Source organism: Dactylosporangium thailandense, from assembly GCF_059739745.1.
In genome coordinates this window covers 721,245-734,182 of record NZ_AP029195.1, presented here as the reverse complement: position 1 = coordinate 734,182, position 12,938 = coordinate 721,245, and the positions used below count along the sequence as shown (strand labels likewise).

Here is a 12,938-nt window from a genome sequence, read left to right as displayed (position 1 = left end):
CGCGCCTTCACGACGGCCGGCGTCTGATCCAGGCGACGTCCAACGGCACGCTCGGCCTCGCCCGGTGCCCGGCCCCGGCGGCGCTGCTCGCGGTATCGGCGCTGAACGTCGGTGCCACCGCCAGATGGATCGCGCGCCACCACGCCGGCACTGCGTGGACGCTCCTCTGCACCGGGCAGACCGCCGAGGACCGGGCCTGTGCGAGGTACCTGGCCGGCCTGCTCGACGGGTCGGCGCCGGCACGGGCGGACCTGGTCGCGGGCATCATGGACGGCGCCGCGGAGCATGCCCGGGCCTACGCGCGGCTGCCCGCGTCCGAACGCGTGGACCTCTCCCGGGACCTTCGTTTCTGCCGCGACGTCGACCGGTCCGCCTTCGCCATGGTCGGCGAGGTCCGCGAGGACCACGTCGTCCTGGCCAAGGTGCCGTGCTGAGCCGGCGAGCCTATCGCTTCAGCGCCTGACGCACGGCGGTCACGACCTGCTCGGGGTCCCTCGTGTCGCGCAGGACGATCACCATCGACCCGTCGCCGGAGTCGCCGGCGAAGAGCTGGACCACCCGGGCCATCGCCGCCTCGAGCTCGGCCGCGGGATCGGCCGCCTCCCGCCGCAGCCAGCGGCGCAGCACGTGGTTGTGGGCGGAGACGACGGCGGCCGCCATGAGCTCGGCGCGCAGCGCGTCGGCCGGCGCCGGGCCCATCCAGCCCGCGATGAACTCGCGGAAGAGCCGCTGGTACCGCGCCACGCTCGCGATCTCCCGGTCGCGCAGGGCGGCCACGCGGCTCGTGATCGCATACCGCCGCCGCGCCCGGTCCGCCTCCTCGACGTAGCTGAGCAGCACCAGCCGCACCGCCTCGGTCACCGCGAGGATCGCCGTGTCGGCGCTGGACGTGGCCAGCCGCTCCCGCACGGCGGCGATGAGCCGGTCGTGGTCCGGGAAGATCACGTCCTCCTTGGACCGGTAGTGCCGGAACAGCGTCGTGCGCCCGACGCCCGCCCGGTCGGCGATGTCGTCCGCGGTCGTCTGCTCGTAGCCGCGCTCGTCGAACAGGTCGAGGGCCGCGTCCACGAGCCGCTGCTTCACGGGAGCTGCAGTTCCGGTCACCATGCCATCCTCGCGTATCTCCAGATCAGCCTGTTGCCCAGCCATGGTGGCATGCCGTACCGTCAGAACGGTACTCGGTACCGCCACCCGGGGAGGACGACATGAGCATCACGCTGACCGCGCCAAGTCCGCTTGCCACCGCACTGTTCGAGTCCCTCGACCCGGTGGCCGCCGAGGACCTGGTCGCCGAGTTCGAGACGGTGACCGCGGGCCGGCGCACGGTGCTGTTCCGCGAGTCCGAGAACGGCGACAGCCTGTACGTGCTGCTGTCGGGCAAGGTGAAGCTCTCCCGCCGCTCCTGCGACGGCCGCGAGGGCCTGCTCGCCCTGATCGGCCCCGGCCAGCCCTTCGGCGAGGTCGAGCTGCTGGACGGCGGCCCGCGCACGACGACCGCGACCGTGGTGGCCGACGCCCGGCTGGCGCGGCTGTCGAAGACGGCGCTGTACCGCTGGATGGCCCAGCACCCCGAGGTCGCCGAACAGCTCCTGCGCGTGGTCGCGCGGCGCATCCGCGGCAACCGGGCGACGGTCCACGACCGCCTCTTCAGCGACGTGCCGGGCCGCGTGGCGGGCCAGCTGATTCAGCTCGCGCACCAGTTCGGGGTCGCGGAGGGCGGCGCGACGCGGGTCGTGCACGATCTCACCCAGACGGAGCTGGCGCAGTTCGTGGGGGCGTCGCGGGAGTCGGTGAACAAGGTGCTGGCGCAGTACGCCTCGCGCGGCTGGGTCCGCCTGGAGAACAAGTGCATCGTGATCCTGGAGGACGCTCCGCTCGCCCTGCGGGCCCAGCACAAGCGCCGCCGCTGAGCCGGGCTCACGGCAGCCGCCACACCGCCAGCGCCCCGTCGACCAGGCACGCGATCATGCCGCGGTCCCACTGACACTCGGGCCGGCCGTCCCAGCTCGCCGACCGGCCGAACACGGTGACCCGCCCGCCGCGCGGGTCGGCCAGGCCGAGCACCGCCGCGTGGTCGCCGCTGGACTTCCACATCACGAGCCCGCCCCCGGGCGCGATCCCGGCGATCTGCCACCCCGGCAGGTCCCGGGCGGCCCGGCCGGTGCTGGCGTCGAGCGCCACGACGGGCGCCGCGGCGTCACCCGGCCGCCCCGGCCTGACGAGCAGGACGGCGCCGTCCCCGCCCAGCACTTCGTCGTAGCCGTCGGCGTGCCAGCGCCGTGCGCCGGTCCGCGCGTCGACGCCCGTGAGCCCGGAGTCGTCGCCGAGGCAGTAGAGGCCCGGGGCGCAGGCGAAGAGATCCCCTCCCCAGGGGCTCGGGCGCTCGGCCTGCCAGTGCCACAGCAGCCGGCCCGTGCCGAGGTCGTAGACGTCCGTGCCCCGCGCGCCGGCCTTGGCGATCTGCACCTGCCCGGGCACGGCCGGGCCGCCCGTCCGGAACCACGAGATCGCCCCGGAGAAGTCCAGCCGGTGCTCCGCGACGACCCCGCCGGTGCCGAGGTCGCGGATCTGCAGCACGCCCGCCGGGCTCAGCTGCGACATGTACGCCGGGCCGGCATGGCCACCGCCGGTCAGCCGGAAGTCGGCGATGGAGCCCGCCGGCACGCGGACCTCCCACACCGTTGCGCCCGTCCACTCGTCCAGCGCGAGGTAGCGCCGGCCGCGCTGCTCCGGCTCGGGGTTCGCCGGGTCCTCGCCGGCGGGACGGACCTCGACCGCCCCGGTCTCCCCGGCCACGCCGGCCACGTCCTCGGCGAGGATCCGCCCGCCGGCCTGCCCGAAATAGGCGATCTGCCCGCGCTGCCACAGCTGCGCGCCGGTGGCCGCGTCCAGCACGATGAGCGCGTCGGCCGAGCCGGAGCGCCCATCGGTCTGCAGCGCCATGACGTCGTCGGTGAGGAACGTCAGGTGCTGGTCGACGTCCAGCGTCCTCGACCAGAGCCGGGCGCCGTCGCGCAGGCTCCGGACCTCGACCTGGGTGCCCGCGCCGACGGGCTGGAACCGCCCGACGACGAGCCGGCCACCGCCGGTCTGGGCGTTGAGCACCCGGAAGCCGTCGATGGTGAAGAGGGGCTCGATGCCGGCGCGCGGCACCGCGGCCACGAGCATCCCCGCGGCGAGCAGCACGACCGCGGCGAACGCGGCCCACCGCCGCCGGGCCCGCACCGACGGCGGGGGCGGGGCCTCCGGAGGCTCCCACGGGATGCCCGGATCGAGCTCGATCACCGCGTCCGGCACGGAACTCTTCCCTCACAATCGGGCGGCAGCGGCCGAGGGCAGCGGGTCAGACGCGGGCTCGGCGGGCCAGGCGCTCCGGGTCGGCGATGACGACGCTCTTGCCCTCCAGGCGGATCCAGCCGCGGGAGCTGAAGTCCGCCAGGGCCTTGTTGACCGTCTCGCGGGAGGCGCCGACCAGCTGGGCCAGCTCCTCCTGGGTGAGGTCGTGGGTGACCCGCAGGACGCCGCCGTCGCGGACGCCGAAGGGGCCCGCCAGCTGCAGCAGCTTCTTCGCCACCCGGCCCGGCACGTCGGTGAAGATGAGGTCGGCGAGCGCGTCGTTGGTGCGGCGCAGGCGGCGGGCCAGCACGCGCAGCAGCTGCTCGGCGATCTCCGGGCGGCGGACCAGCCACGAGCGCAGGGAGGCCTTGGTCAGGCGGGAGGCGCGCGAGTCGACGACGGCCGTGGCGGTCGCGGTGCGCGGGCCGGGGTCGAACAGCGCCAGCTCGCCGACCATGTCGCCGGGGCCCATGATCGCGAGCAGGTTCTGCCGTCCGTCGTGGGCCCGGCGGCCGAGCTTGATCTTGCCCTGCAGCACGATGTACAGGCTGTCGCCGGGCTCACCCTCGTTGAACAGGACGTCGCCGCGGCGCACGTCGACGTGGTCGAGGCCGCGCGCCAGCTCCTCCGCGGCGTCCGCGTCGATGCCCTGCATGATCCCGCTGCGGGCGAGTGCCTCGTCCATCGACCGTCCTCCCCCACCGGCAATGCGCCCATTCTGGCACGCTTCACCACTCGCGACTTCCCTCGACGCGGCAGAATCCTCGGCAGGAAAGGAGCACTCATGATCTTCATCACCGCGAAGTTCCGCGTCCTGCCGGAGCACGCCGCGAGCTGGCCCGAGATCGCCGGGCCGTTCACGGCGGCGACCCGGGCCGAGCCGGGCTGCCTCTGGTTCGACTGGTCCCGCAGCCTCGACGACCCGAACGAGTACGTGCTGGTCGAGGCGTTCCGCGACGGCGAGGCCGGCGGCGCGCACGTGAGCTCGGAGCACTTCAAGGAGGCGCAGCGGACGCTGCCGCAGTACCTCCAGGAGACCCCGCGCATCGTGAGCACCACGGTCGACCAGGACGACTGGTCCGAGCTGGGCGAGCTCGCCGTGCGGCGCTGAGCGCGCCTCAGCCCGGCTGCGCGATGGACCGGTCGATGAGCTCGATGAGCTCGGCCCAGTCCTCGAGCAGCCGGGCCCGGTCGACGCGGGCCAGCTTGCGCCGGGCGGCCCGGGCCGTCGGCTCGTCGCGGTGCCGGCGCAGGATGTCGTCGACCTGGTCGATGGTGGTGTGCTCGCCGACGAGGTCGTCCACGTCCGGCAGGTCGAGGAAGATCCCCAGCTGGGCGGCCAGGTCGCGGCAGCGGCACACGTAGGCGGGCAGCCAGCCCTCCGGCGGCCCGCTGAGGTGCTCGGGCAGCAGGTCGAGGTCGAAGCTCAGCTCGTCGGCGCCGTCGTTGCGCACGCGCGAGCCGGGAGTGGCCAGCAGCGCGTCCTCGCCGGCATGCGTGACGGCGTACCGGGCCAGGGCGTTGCCGTCGGAGAACACCAGCAGCCGGCCGTCGGCGTCGGCCGGGAAGACGTGCTCCATGACCCCGTAGTCGGCGTGGAGCTGACCCCGCAGCGTGACGCCGGTGTACGAGGGCGTGCTGAGCGTGATCAGCTCCACGATCGTGATGACGGCGCCCGGCATCGGCGCGGGGGCGGGATAGGCCGGCCGGGTCCAGGCGGGTGGCGGCGGGGGTGAGACCGCCGACCAGGCAGGCATGGCCCTCGGTGCCGGGGCGCCGATGAGCAGCGGGTCGATGCTCCCCGCCGCCACCACGAGCTCGGGCTGGTCGGTGATCGTCGGCGGGACCCGCAGCGCCCGGTGCAGCATCGTCGCCACCAGCGGCATCCGGCTCGCGCCGCCGACCAGGACCACGCCGGCCAGCGGGCGCAGCGGGACCGGGCATTCGGCCAGGGTCGCGGTGATCGCGTTCAGGGTGCGCTGGACGAGCGGCGCCGCGAGCGCCTCGACCTCCGCGCGGGTGAGGATCTGGTCGGTCTCCACCAGGGGCAGGAACAGCGTCGTCGCCGCGACCCGCGACAGCATCTCCTTCGCGGTGCGCACGTCGTCCCAGAGCTGCCGCCGCGCGGCCCGGTCGGCGACGGAGACCGGGTTGTCCAGCCGCGCCCACAGCTGCGGCGTCCCGCACCGCGAGCGCAGCAGCTCCACGATCGCGGCGTCGACGTCCTGGCCGCCGGTGTCGTCGAGGCCGCCGGCGCAGAGGACCTCCAGGGGCGCGCCGGGGGCGTACCGCACCACGGCCACGTCGAACGTGCCCGCGCCGAGGTCGTAGACGAGCAGGTCGGCCGGGCCGGTCGCGTGCCGCCGGAGATGGAAGGCGGCCGCGGCGACCGGCTCGGGCACCAGCCGCACCGGCGACAGCCCGGTCGTGGCCGCGGCCCGCTGCAGCACCGCCCGGCGGTTGGGGCCCCACGACGCCGGGTGGCACACGGTCAGCCCCGCGAGCGGCGCCCCGGCGATCCGGTGCGCCTCGGCCGCCGCCCGCCGCAGCAGCGCGCCGAGCAGCGCCTCGACCGGCACCTCGGCGCCGAGGAAGACCGCCCCCTCGTCGATGCGGCGCTTCGGGTTGCCCTCGAAGCGCTCGGGCCGCGCGCGGGCGGAGTGGATCGCGTCGCGCCCGACGAGCAGCGATCCGGCCTCGTCGGCGAAGACCGCGGACGGCAGCAGCGGCGCCCCGTCGAAGAGCACCGGCTCCGTCGCGCCGTCGTCCCGCCGCAGGAACGCCACCGTGCTCGACGTTCCGAGATCGACCCCGAGCTCCATCGCGTCCCCCTCGCCCTGGCTGTCTGCTCATCGAAGTTATCGGTCTCGGGCAAGAGTGCATTGATACAGCGAAATACTTCATTCGGAATGGCACCGGCCGTTTTCCGGACGCACCCGCCGATCCGGTTTCCGGGCGACCTGAACGGCGAATGCGGGCCGCCTGGCCCCTGGCCTACGGTGAAACGAGCCCGGTGATCGCGCATGCGTTTGCCGGGCACCATCGTCGTCGCGGTTGCCGCACCCTCGCCGGAGGCCAACGTGGGCGGGACCGAGCCGGGTCGGAACTTTTCCGGGGCTGTCCTCGATTCGATCGTACTGCTCGCCCTCGAGCGATCGCTCGGCGCCTATTGTGCCGAGGCCCGCAACCACCGGGACGCGCACACCCTGCTCATCCGGGCCGTGGTCGTCACCATGCGGCCGCCCGCCGAGCCGGGCCTGTTGCAGAGACTGGCCGGGCGGATCGTGCGCGAGAACCTGCCCGGCGCCCGGGTCCGGGTGCACATCGACCGCCAGGACAACGTGGCCGCGCCCGGCTACCGCATCACGCTGCACCCGCCGCTGCCCGAGCCGGGCACCGGCCCGCCCGGCACCGCGACGATGCCCGAGTCGAGCGGCCCGGACACGGCCCCCTGCCGACCGCAGCCGGCGCCGGTCGTGACCGCGGCGGCCGCGCTCACCCTCGTGTACGGCGACTGGCGCTGGCGGTACCTGCTGCCCGAAACCGACCAGTGGCTGCCGTTCGGCCGGGGACTGGGTGTCACCACGGGCACGATCGTGCGCATTCCCGACTTCGCCGCGGTGGTGCCGCGCGGACGCCTGCTCCTGATCCGCCACCACGCGGGCGTCACCCGGTTGCATCGCTGCAACGAGCGGCGCAACTACCTGGTGCGTGTCGACGGTCGCGCCCTGCCGCCCGGGCACTCCCTGCCGTTCGGCGCCAGCGGCCGGATCACCTACGGCCTGCCGGCCGCCCGCACCGGAGCCGGGCAGAGCGAAGTCGGCTACAAGCTGTCCACCACGGAGGTTCGATGACGTCGCAGGAGCCGGATCTCGTCGTCAGGCTCAAGGGCTCCGGCTGGCACGCCGAACTGGTGGTGGACCCGCCGGTCTCCGCCGAGTCGCGCACGGTGCAGTTCAACGTGCCCGACCCCGGCTCGCCGGACGGGGTGCGCCTGATCAGCACCGGGGTGCGCTACACGGAGGCGCACAGCCGCCAGGCCTCGCACTGGCAGCGCTGGCACGTCAAGATCTACCGCTGCGCCGACCGCACCGACACCGAGGCGCTGCGCTACTACCTGCGCCAGCAGGCCTCGGACGTGCAGGGTGCCAACGCCGACCTGCCGGGCGAGGAGGACCGCGCCCCGATCGAGCCGCCGTGGGCGGTCGTGCCCGTGCACATCGTCAACACCGACGGCAGCACGGAGATCCTCGACGGGACGGTCCAGACCGAGCTGGAGCTGGCGCCCGAGGACCTCCTGCGGCAGGTGCGGGGGGTGTACCCGAGCTGGTTCGGCGACGACGTGCCGAGCCCGGACCTGTACCTGCTCGCCGTGTCCCCGTGGATGAAGCAGCTGAACTGGGCGCCGTTCCTGGCGCGGCCGGCCGTCCAGCAGCTCAGCGACTTCATCGGCATGGGCTCCGGCCTCGACGCGCTGCACCGGCGCGGGATGGTGCACTGCGACATCAAGCCGGACAACGTGTGCCGGTACAGCACCGCGAACTCCTCCGGGTTCGTGCTCATCGACATCGACGCGGCCACCCGGCTGAACCCGCCGCCGGCCCAGCTGCGGCTCACCCCGGTCTGGGCGTACGGCCGCGTGCGACACGGCCAGCGCAGCGCCCAGGTGCTGCGTGCCCACGACCGGTTCGGCTTCGCCCTGGTGGTGCTGTGCACGCTGGCCGGCCGCGAATGGGTCGAGAAGACGCTGCTCACCGATCTCGGCGGTGGCCGGCGGGCGGCCGACGACCGCGACGAGGTCCGCTCGGCGCTGCGCCGCCGCTGGCAGAACAACGCCGAGCTGCGCTGGGACCCGCTCATCGAGGCGGCGGTGGAGCCCTTCGGCCGCGAGATCGAGCATCCGGACTGGTCGGCGTTGCAGTGGGTGAACCGGCTCATCGACGCCGAGCGCGCCTGCGTCGTGCGCAGGACCGGGCCGCCCGAGCAGCCGAGGACGCAGCGCTCGGAGGCGATGCGGCGGGAGCTGGACGGCATCCGCCACAGCGCGCTGGCGCTGCCCGGCCCGCTGCCCGCCCGGGTCCGCCACGGCTACGAGACCGTGCGCAGACGGGCCTGGGAGCTGGCGGTGCTCAGGGCGCTGCTGGCCGCCGTGGCCTGCGGGGCCGCGGTCTTCGGCGTCGTGCTGGTGTTGGTCGTGATCGTATTCGGAATGGGCGGCTGATGGAGCTGGCAGGATTGCGTTTCCCGGGACGAGAGCACCTGCGTCGCCGGGTCGAGCAGGCGGTCGGACCGGATTCGGAGCTGACGAGCCTCGGCCACAAGTTCGGCGACTGGCTGCACGCCGGCCCCGCCGCGCCGCCGGCCACGGTGGAGGCCGTCGAGGCGCGTCTCGCCGGCTACCTGGAGGCGGCCGCGACGGCCGGCCGGGAATGGGGCACCCGGGCCGGCCTGCTGGCCGGGCTGGCCCTGCTCGGCCTGTTCTTCGTGCTGGCGCTGCTGTCCTGGGCGGTGTTCGGATGATCGCCCGCCTGCAGGACCTGTACGCGCGCGTGTGGCCGCCACGGCCGCGCCGGCCCGTGCCGCCCTCGAACGGCGGCTCGGGCTCCGGCTCGGGCGGCAACGGCGCCGGGACCGGTCGCGGCGGTGGCGGCGACCATCAGCTGCTGCGCCGCTTCGGCCGCACCTGCCCGGCGTGCGGGGCGGCGCTCGGCGCGGCCCCGGTCATGACCGACAACGGCCGGTTCGCGTTCCCGCCCTGCTTCCGGCTCGAGGTCGGACCCATGGCCACCCAGTCGCGGCGCTTCCCCTGGCGGCTGTCGGTCGTCGGCCACGACTTCCCGATGCCCTGCTCCACCGATCCGCGCTTCAACGACCTGGACATCGACTACGTGTACCTGCTGTGCGGTGGCGGGCACATCTTCCCCGACTCGGCGCCGGTGCTCGACCGGCCGGGCGTGAACGCCACGGAGCACCACGTCGACGAGTACAACATGATCGCCGCGATCGGGGCGCCCGCCAGCGGCAAGACCTACCTGCTCCTGCGCACGATGCACCAGAACCTCGACAACCCGCACAACTTCCTGCCGGCCCAGGACGACGGGCGCATCCGCGAGTACCAGCTCAGCCCGCTGGAGCAGATCCCGATGCGCAGCCGCTCCTCGATGTACGCCCAGACCCTGGCCGTCGGCGACGCCATCGAGCCGACGATGATGGACCGCTGGGGCCGGCCCGAGGGCATCCTCAAGGAGCAGCTGCCGGAGGTGCTCGACGCCATCCAGGACGTGATCCGCCGGACCGTCGTGGACGGTCAGCGGCGGGCCGCCGAGTGGGGCAAGGGCTTCCGCCAGCCGCTGGTCATGCGCACCCAGTGCCGCACCCGGCGCACCTGGACCGGCCTGGCCGACCTGCCCGGCGAGATGTTCGACCCGGACGACGGCTCGCCCCGGGAGCGGGTGAAGCTGCGCGACTACGACGCGCTGGTCTGGGTGATCGACCCGCTCGTCTCGGCCTCCATGGACCGTTTCGCGGAGGACAGCCTGGCCGAGGAGAGCGCGTACACCGACGTCCTCGACGGCAGCCTGCGCCCCGGCACCACGCACGCCGTGGGGCAGGCGGTGGTCAGGAGCCGCCGCGACCACGTGCAGACCGAGATCGGCCGCCGCCTCACCCTGCTCGACGGAGAGGTCGTCGCCGACCCCGGCGCCGGCGTCCAGCTGCTCGTCGCCATCACGAAGAGCGACCTGCTGCACGCGGTCCTGCGCAAGAAGGACCTCGACCACCTCGGCCAGCCCGGCGAGGTGCTGCGCGGCGTCGCCGGCTACCTCGCCGTGCTGACCCGCTCCCATCTCGACGGGGCCGTGCACGTCGACCAGGCGGCCGGGTCGCTGTTGCAGTACCTGCAGGCCGGGGTCGCCGTCGACGAACGGGTCCGCGAGGCCCGCTGCCGGCAGGTCGCCGAGGGCCTGATCCGCTACTACTCCGAGCCCGGCAACTTCTGGAACCTCGCCCACGAGGGCCGCGAGGACCACATCGACATCCCCGACGGCGACGACCCGGCCTGCAACCCGTACACCATCCTCGTCCCCTCCATCGGCGGGCATCTCGACCGCGCCCAGCGCCGCGACGCCATCGGCCACATCCAGCTGCGCGACGTCGTCATGTCGGCCCTCGGCTGCGGCATCACCTACGGCCTCGGCCACGAGTGGACCTTCTACAAACTCCTCCGCGAGCCCTGGCTGCGCCTCCGGTTCTTCCTCTGCTCACCCCTCGGCACCGTTCCCCGCGCCTTCGACGACGCCGGCAACCCCCGCCTGCGCCCACTCGAGTCCACCGCCACCTTCCCCCGGCTCCAGGACCGCTCGGCGGCGCTGAGCCAGCTGTTGCTGGCCACCCTCGGAAAGGCACAGGCATGACAGCGAACCTCATCGCGTGGGCCGACGTCGAGGGCCGGGGCTTCGCCCCGATACGGGCCTCGGACACGGCCTCGTCCGCGGCCCCGGAGTTCTGGGCGGTCGCCGGGCGACTGATCGACGACGCGGTCGTCCAGCCGGCGGTCCGTTCCACGCTGGAGCATCCGGTGTACAGCCTCCGGGCCGTCACCGTCCCCCGCCACGGGCGGTACTGGTGCTTCGCCGAGCAGGGCCGCGGCGGCCACTTCGGGGTGGCCGGCACCTGCCGGTTCAAGTTCGAGCCGTTCGCCGTCGGCGCGCAGCAGGCATGGTCGGAGGGCATCGCCGCGGTCGGCGGCAAGGAGCCGCTCGCGGCCGGGCATGCCGACGAGCCGGGCGTCCGCCACGCGCTGAACGGCCTGCTCTTCGGCCAGCCGCTGCTGCGCCTCCCCGGCACCCCGGCCGAGGCCGCGATCACGATCTACGCGGTCCTGGGCGTCCTGCCCAGGGCGGTCGCGGCCGAGTACACCTGGTCGACCTGCCCGCTGCAGGAGCCGCGCCCGAACCTGGTCACGGCGGACCTGCCCGCCGACTTCCGGACCGGATCACCGCTGGACCGGGTCATCGACCGGACTCGCTGGTCGGTCCCGCCCGGCGCCGACGCCGTCGCGCGCCGGCTCGGCACGCAGGCCCATCGCTCGGCGTTCGAGCTGCTCGTGAGCCGGGCGGTCCGCCTGCACCACGACCCCGACCTACTCGAGGCCCCGGCGGAGACCGTCGAGGAGCTGGTCGAGCACACCGTCACCAACATCGCCTTCCCGACCCCCGAGACCGTGCCGGACCTGCTGCGCGACCGCGAGGGTCGCCGGCGCCTGGCCGACTTCCCGCACGAGGTCACCAAGTGGGCCGAGGGCAGCCCGGAGGCGGCTCGCCGCGCCCTGGTCAAGCTCGAGGAGCCCGGCCTGCGCCAGGCGATCCTGCTGCCGCTCTTCGACGCGCTGCTCGAGCGGCCCGGGGACGCCGGCGCCGCGAGCCTGGTCCACGAGGCCGAGCCCGACCCCGAGCACCTGGCCGACACCATCCGGGAGCGCAAGCGCACCGGGCTGTGGACGGCACCGGACTCCTGGCTGGACACGCTGGGTGTCTCGCCCTGGAAGCACCACGACCTCTTCACCGATCCCTCGCCGCACCTCGTGGCCGAGCTCACCGGCCCGGGTTTCACCCCGCGGGCCCGGGAGGTGCTCCTGGCCCGCGGCCCGGGGTTCGCCCGGCACGTGCTCACGCAGATGCCGAAGGTCGGCCCGGCCGCCGCCGCCGGCCTGGTCGCCGCGGCCGCCGAACGACCGGCCGAGGGCGCCGCGCTCGACCCCGGCGACCTGTTACGGCTCGGATCCGTGCTCATCGCCCGCGCCGACAGCAAGCCGGCGGAGCGGTGGCTGCTGGACTTCGACGCCGCCCTCGGCGCCCACCAGCCGCCGCGACCGGCCGTCCGGCAGGTGCTCTACGGCGCGGTCAACGACATGCTGAAGCGTGGCGGGCTGCGCGACCCGCACCTGGCGGAACTGATCCACCGATCCGCGATGCAATCCGCCCACAACAACGAACCGATGCCCGTGATGGTGAAACGGCTGCTCGAGCCGCCGCGGACGACGGTTCCCGCGCACCGGGAGCCCGACCCGCAGACCGGCGCGGGGAACCCGGAAACGGGCCCTCGGCGCGGGGGTCGCGTGGCGCTGGATCGGCGTGAGAAGGTCCGGTGGGGCATCACGGCCGGCGTGGCGGCGGTCCTGGCCGGCGTGGCGATCTGGGCGGGCACGCAGAGCGGCGAGCAGCCGGGCGGGCAGTCCGCGACCGGGGCGCCGGTCGTGACCGGCACGAGCCCGTCGAACCGTTTCAGGCCCGGCGAGCCCGCGGCCGCCGACACGATCAAGGTCTCGTGGGACGGCACGCAGAAGGCCACCGACAAGGTGCTCGGCGAGCTGCACACGCTGCTGGAGAAGCTGCCGCAGCGGCGGGTCGTCTACGTGATGCTCGGCCCCGCCGGACCCGACCCGCAGGCCGCCGCCCAGAGCGCCCTCGCGCTGCAGGCCGTGCTGCAGCAGGCCCAGCTGGCGGAGTTCGCCGACGCGCGGTACGTCGTCGCCGCGCCCACCACGGCGGCCGACCAGAAGAGCTCGATCGAGCTGACGCTCATCACCGAGGCGCAGTGAGCGC

12 protein-coding genes are annotated in these 12,938 nt (G+C 74.2%); 8 read left to right on the top strand and 4 right to left on the bottom strand.

Annotated elements, in window-relative coordinates; genetic code table 11:
- Positions 1 to 23: 23 nt before the first annotated feature.
- A complete protein-coding gene (locus AC6JBM_RS03150; protein ID WP_497986406.1) occupies positions 24 to 434 on the top strand; it encodes a 2-phosphosulfolactate phosphatase in 411 nt (136 codons plus the stop codon).
- 10 nt (positions 435 to 444) lie between these two features.
- Here the strand turns inward: AC6JBM_RS03150 and AC6JBM_RS03145 are convergent, their stop codons facing one another.
- Positions 445 to 1,083: a TetR/AcrR family transcriptional regulator gene (locus AC6JBM_RS03145; protein WP_350614272.1), complete on the bottom strand. Its 639-nt coding sequence runs from the start codon at positions 1,081 to 1,083 to the stop codon at positions 445 to 447.
- Positions 1,084 to 1,205: 122 nt separating this feature from the next.
- Here AC6JBM_RS03145 and AC6JBM_RS03140 point away from each other — a divergent pair, with 122 nt between their 5' ends.
- Positions 1,206 to 1,910 (top strand): Crp/Fnr family transcriptional regulator, encoded by a 705-nt coding sequence (locus tag AC6JBM_RS03140; protein WP_497982098.1) that lies wholly within the window; start codon positions 1,206 to 1,208, stop codon positions 1,908 to 1,910.
- Between the two features lie 7 nt (positions 1,911 to 1,917).
- Here AC6JBM_RS03140 and AC6JBM_RS03135 read toward each other — a convergent pair whose 3' ends face one another.
- Together AC6JBM_RS03135 and AC6JBM_RS03130 are read right to left on the bottom strand one after the other, a co-directional pair.
- A complete protein-coding gene (locus AC6JBM_RS03135) occupies positions 1,918 to 3,297 on the bottom strand; it encodes an outer membrane protein assembly factor BamB family protein (protein ID WP_497982097.1) in 1,380 nt (459 codons plus the stop codon).
- A 46-nt stretch (positions 3,298 to 3,343) separates the two neighbouring features.
- Positions 3,344 to 4,021, bottom strand: coding sequence for a Crp/Fnr family transcriptional regulator (locus AC6JBM_RS03130; RefSeq protein WP_350614277.1), 678 nt, complete (start codon positions 4,019 to 4,021; stop codon positions 3,344 to 3,346).
- Between the two features lie 99 nt (positions 4,022 to 4,120).
- On the opposite strand from AC6JBM_RS03130, the gene AC6JBM_RS03125 reads away from it, so the two are divergent.
- Positions 4,121 to 4,447 (top strand): putative quinol monooxygenase, encoded by a 327-nt coding sequence (locus AC6JBM_RS03125; RefSeq protein ID WP_497982096.1) that lies wholly within the window; start codon positions 4,121 to 4,123, stop codon positions 4,445 to 4,447.
- Positions 4,448 to 4,454: 7 nt separating this feature from the next.
- Here AC6JBM_RS03125 and AC6JBM_RS03120 read toward each other — a convergent pair whose 3' ends face one another.
- Complete coding sequence (locus AC6JBM_RS03120) at positions 4,455 to 6,158, bottom strand: Hsp70 family protein (RefSeq protein ID WP_497982095.1); 1,704 nt, start codon at positions 6,156 to 6,158, stop codon at positions 4,455 to 4,457.
- 201 nt (positions 6,159 to 6,359) lie between these two features.
- Between AC6JBM_RS03120 and AC6JBM_RS03115 the strand changes: the two genes are divergently transcribed.
- Genes AC6JBM_RS03115 through AC6JBM_RS03095 form a run of 5 tightly spaced genes read left to right on the top strand, consistent with a single transcriptional unit; the run spans position 6,360 to position 12,934 of the window.
- Positions 6,360 to 7,190: a hypothetical protein gene (locus AC6JBM_RS03115; protein WP_497982094.1), complete on the top strand. Its 831-nt coding sequence runs from the start codon at positions 6,360 to 6,362 to the stop codon at positions 7,188 to 7,190.
- Entirely contained in the window at positions 7,187 to 8,557 is a 1,371-nt protein-coding gene (locus AC6JBM_RS03110) for a hypothetical protein (RefSeq protein ID WP_497982093.1), read from the top strand. The genes AC6JBM_RS03115 and AC6JBM_RS03110 overlap by 4 nt, the downstream gene beginning before the upstream one ends.
- Positions 8,557 to 8,856, top strand: a complete 300-nt coding sequence (locus AC6JBM_RS03105) for a hypothetical protein (protein WP_497982092.1) — start codon at positions 8,557 to 8,559, stop codon at positions 8,854 to 8,856. Before AC6JBM_RS03110 ends, AC6JBM_RS03105 begins: the two co-directional genes overlap by 1 nt.
- The gene (locus tag AC6JBM_RS03100) at positions 8,853 to 10,748 is read left to right on the top strand and encodes a hypothetical protein (RefSeq protein ID WP_497982091.1); all 1,896 of its coding nucleotides are present in this window, start codon (positions 8,853 to 8,855) and stop codon (positions 10,746 to 10,748) included. Before AC6JBM_RS03105 ends, AC6JBM_RS03100 begins: the two co-directional genes overlap by 4 nt.
- The gene (locus AC6JBM_RS03095) at positions 10,745 to 12,934 is read left to right on the top strand and encodes a hypothetical protein (protein WP_497982090.1); all 2,190 of its coding nucleotides are present in this window, start codon (positions 10,745 to 10,747) and stop codon (positions 12,932 to 12,934) included. The genes AC6JBM_RS03100 and AC6JBM_RS03095 overlap by 4 nt, the downstream gene beginning before the upstream one ends.
- Positions 12,935 to 12,938 lie beyond the last annotated feature (4 nt).

Excerpts from the sequence above, each read along its gene's own strand:
- AC6JBM_RS03140 (WP_497982098.1), top strand. The coding sequence starts at position 1,206 with ATGAGCATCACGCTGACCGCGCCAAGTCCGCTTGCCACCGCACTGTTC.
- AC6JBM_RS03130 (WP_350614277.1), bottom strand. The coding sequence starts at position 4,021 with ATGGACGAGGCACTCGCCCGCAGCGGGATCATGCAGGGCATCGACGCG.
- AC6JBM_RS03125 (WP_497982096.1), top strand. The coding sequence starts at position 4,121 with ATGATCTTCATCACCGCGAAGTTCCGCGTCCTGCCGGAGCACGCCGCG.
- AC6JBM_RS03120 (WP_497982095.1), bottom strand. The coding sequence starts at position 6,158 with ATGGAGCTCGGGGTCGATCTCGGAACGTCGAGCACGGTGGCGTTCCTG.
- AC6JBM_RS03115 (WP_497982094.1), top strand. The coding sequence starts at position 6,360 with ATGCGTTTGCCGGGCACCATCGTCGTCGCGGTTGCCGCACCCTCGCCG.
- AC6JBM_RS03110 (WP_497982093.1), top strand. The coding sequence starts at position 7,187 with ATGACGTCGCAGGAGCCGGATCTCGTCGTCAGGCTCAAGGGCTCCGGC.
- AC6JBM_RS03105 (WP_497982092.1), top strand. The coding sequence starts at position 8,557 with ATGGAGCTGGCAGGATTGCGTTTCCCGGGACGAGAGCACCTGCGTCGC.
- AC6JBM_RS03100 (WP_497982091.1), top strand. The coding sequence starts at position 8,853 with ATGATCGCCCGCCTGCAGGACCTGTACGCGCGCGTGTGGCCGCCACGG.
- AC6JBM_RS03095 (WP_497982090.1), top strand. The coding sequence starts at position 10,745 with ATGACAGCGAACCTCATCGCGTGGGCCGACGTCGAGGGCCGGGGCTTC.